Raw genomic sequence first — 3,039 nt, 5'->3', positions numbered from 1 at the left:
ACCTCTTCTGACCCTTCTGCTTCCACTTCTTCAGGTGCCTCTGTTTCCATAACTACTTCTTCAAGCTCTTCCGTTTCCGCAATTACTTCCACCTCTTCTGACCCTTCTGCTTCCACTTCTTCAGGTGCCTCTGTTTCCATAACTACTTCTTCAAGCTCTTCCGTTTCTACAATTACTTCTACTTTTGACACTTCTTCTGGTATTTCCACAATGATTGTTTCTTCAAGTTTTTCTTCTGCTTTGACAATCACTGATTCTTCTGGAGCTTGCTTTTCTACTTCAATAGTAGGTTGTTTTATTTCTGTATTACGTTTAATTTCTTCTGATAATATTGTATCCTCGTGCTCTACTTTAGAAGCTACTAATTCTTCTTGTAGATTGTTTTCGTTTAACACCACTACATCTTTTTCTAGCTTAGCACTTTCCATCTGCTCAGCTACTGTTTTATGAAGTAATTCATCCGCTGAAACTTCCTGCGGTGTACTCATTTCTTGAATCACTTCTTTTTCTTCTACTAAAGGCACTTGGCGTTCGATTTCATAACCGTTTTTCTCTAGCCATTGATCAACTACTGACTTTTCTTCCTTTTTATTCTCTTCATATTGTTGCTCTCCTTGCTGGTTAGCAGCTCTATGACTAGAAGAAGTTGGTGCTTGTCCTTCTGAGAAATCAGATAATTTATATCCTTTTTTCTCTAACCATGCATCAACGACTGATTTACCCTCTACAGATATTTCAAGGTCTTCTCTTTCCTTTACTTCCTCCTGCTTTTCTTCCTTTTTCTCTACTGAAGGACGATTATATCCATAAATTGGCGAAATCATTTCTGTTGGACGAAATGGTCTACGGTTACTCTCTTGCGAAGGTGCAGATGCCTTTTTAACGACAGACTCCCGCACCGGTTCATATTGCACTTCCGGCTCTTCATATGTAGAAACTACCTTTTCCACATACGGTCGTCTGCTTCTTTCCACCTTTATTCCTCTTTGGGCAGTAGGTTCTTCATATGTTACTCCTTGAACAGGTTGTTCTTCGAAGCGATTTACTTCGCTTTCATCCTCTTCATCGAACCCATTATCCGGTACTAAAGGAAAACGGCATTTACCTGCATTCCTACTTGCCATTTGTGCTTCTCTTGCTTCAGTGTAGTGGTTTACACGAGGAATTTTCGGCTGACTTTCAATTTGCTTTGGTACTTCTTTATTCATCGCTGTTTGTTCTTCCTCTTTGTTAAACAGCTTTTTCATCCAATCTAACATGCTTACCACTCTTTCTACTAAATAGTAACATCCTTTATTGTATCAGCATTCGGCAAAAAGTGCAGGTAAAATTAAGCATGTCATATTTATCCACAATATTCTAATTTACGAGTGTTTCATATGGAAAAACGCAGCCTTTCATGTAAGACTGCGCTTAAGCTTTACTCTTCCGATATGCATCTATACTATCCGTTACACTTTGCAATAAAGAATTTACATACTGCGTGTCAGATAATTTTTTATCTTCTTCATGGTTTGACATAAACCCAAGTTCTAATAACACACCAGGAACCTTTGCCCAATTAAATCCAGAAAGATCATCCCGAAATTTAATTTCATTTACTTTTACTTGCTGGTTCTCCCTCATTTTATTTACAATCATTTGAGAGATTTGAAGACTTTCCGCATAAATCTCTTTCGTATACGGACTTCCTTCTGCCGGCGTCAATACAGCAAATCCACTTTCGTTTGGATTTTCAGAACCATCTGCATGAAGACGTAAAAATAAATTCGCCTTATGATTATTTGCGAATGTCGCCCGTTCTTTATTACTTATATCAACGTCTTGTGATGTTCTCGTCATTAATACTTGTATCCCTTTTGCTTCAAGCTTTTCTTTTAATAAAAAAGCCATTTCTAATACAAGTACAGCCTCTCTCTTTTTCGTCACAACACCTGTTGTACCGTCTGTCACTTTATATTTTTGAGTTGTTGCCCCTGGTCCAATTGGCTCTAAATTTAAATTCGCTTTTTGTTGATGCCCTGGATCAATAACGACGAGAAACTTCTCTTGTTTTTCATTACTCCCTACTTTTTGTTCATTATTTTGCACTGGTTGCTCAGTTGGCTGTACTGGCGTAGTTTCTTCTTTCTTTTCCTCAGATGATACTTCCTCTTGCTTATGTTCTACTTGCTTATTCGTTTGAATTGCTTGCAATTCTTCGTTTATTTCTTGTTCTTGCTGTTTTTCTACTGGTGCGTCTTCTTTGGTATCTTTGTTTTTCTCTTGTATAGAAGATGTAGTTTCTTTTTTCGGCTGCTCTTGTGAACAACCGGCCATATATATTCCAATGAATGCAATCATGCTCATTATTTTTATATACTTCATACTTCTCTCCCATCACTTTGCACCGGATTCAAAGTTTTTCTTATAATTGCCCTATAATCTCATCCATATTTCCAATATAAACTGGCTGCCATTTTTCTGTACCACGTTCTGCAGTATAAACCGGATAAGCGTCATCATCTATATTTACGAAAACTGGATCGCCCATATCCGTTTCATATCCAATTGTAATCCATCCTTCTTGCCACTTTCCGTTTTCTTCACTTATTAATGAATTTTTATGTTTATCGTATCGGTAACCGATTTGTCCTTTTTCTAATTCACTTTCACTAAACACATATATTTCATAAGTACCTAGCTCAACATCTTGCTGTTTTGAAGTTTCAATTCGTTTTAGAAGTTCTGCGATTTTTATTTGTTGTTTCATACGTCTATCCCCTTCTATTTTTCTAAATTTTAACTAGTTTGTTTATAAAATACAATATAGATTTTAAGAAAAAAGGTGACATCCTTATAATATGAATGATTTTTTGAATATATCTGTCACAACTCTACATATATCAACGATTTTTCAAATATATCTATCGTAACTCTACATATATCAACGATTTTTTAAATATATCTATCACAACTCTCAATATATCAACGATTTTTCAAATATATCTATCGTAACTCTACATATATCAACGATTTTTCAAATATATCTATCGTAAC

Annotated in this window: 2 protein-coding genes and 1 pseudogene; all 3 read right to left on the bottom strand. The window is 35.8% G+C overall.

Translation table 11 applies throughout. From position 1 onward, the window contains the following. A pseudogene (locus ACS2QP_RS27275) lies at window positions 1-1,259 on the bottom strand (DNA translocase FtsK); the annotation flags it as partial. Window positions 1,260-1,413: 154 nt separating this feature from the next. Next, window positions 1,414-2,367 carry an N-acetylmuramoyl-L-alanine amidase gene (locus ACS2QP_RS27270; protein ID WP_438883013.1) on the bottom strand — a complete coding sequence of 318 codons (954 nt, stop codon included), beginning with the start codon at window positions 2,365-2,367 and terminating at the stop codon, window positions 1,414-1,416. 40 nt (window positions 2,368-2,407) lie between these two features. Further along, on the bottom strand, window positions 2,408-2,752 hold the full coding sequence (locus ACS2QP_RS27265) for a hypothetical protein (RefSeq protein ID WP_017674323.1): 345 nt from the start codon (window positions 2,750-2,752) through the stop codon (window positions 2,408-2,410). Window positions 2,753-3,039: the final 287 nt, after the last annotated feature.

The sequence above is a fragment of the Bacillus cereus group sp. Bce019 genome, from assembly GCF_051781745.1.
GTDB classification, from domain to species: Bacteria; Bacillota; Bacilli; order Bacillales; family Bacillaceae_G; genus Bacillus_A; species Bacillus_A cereus.
The sequence above is the reverse complement of the archived record's forward strand: the minus strand, read 5'-3'. Positions and strand labels throughout refer to the sequence as shown.

What these genes read in the sequence shown, in the direction of transcription:
- ACS2QP_RS27270 (WP_438883013.1), bottom strand. Translation starts at nt 2,367, where the DNA reads ATGAAGTATATAAAAATAATGAGCATGATTGCATTCATTGGAATATAT.
- ACS2QP_RS27265 (WP_017674323.1), bottom strand. Translation starts at nt 2,752, where the DNA reads ATGAAACAACAAATAAAAATCGCAGAACTTCTAAAACGAATTGAAACT.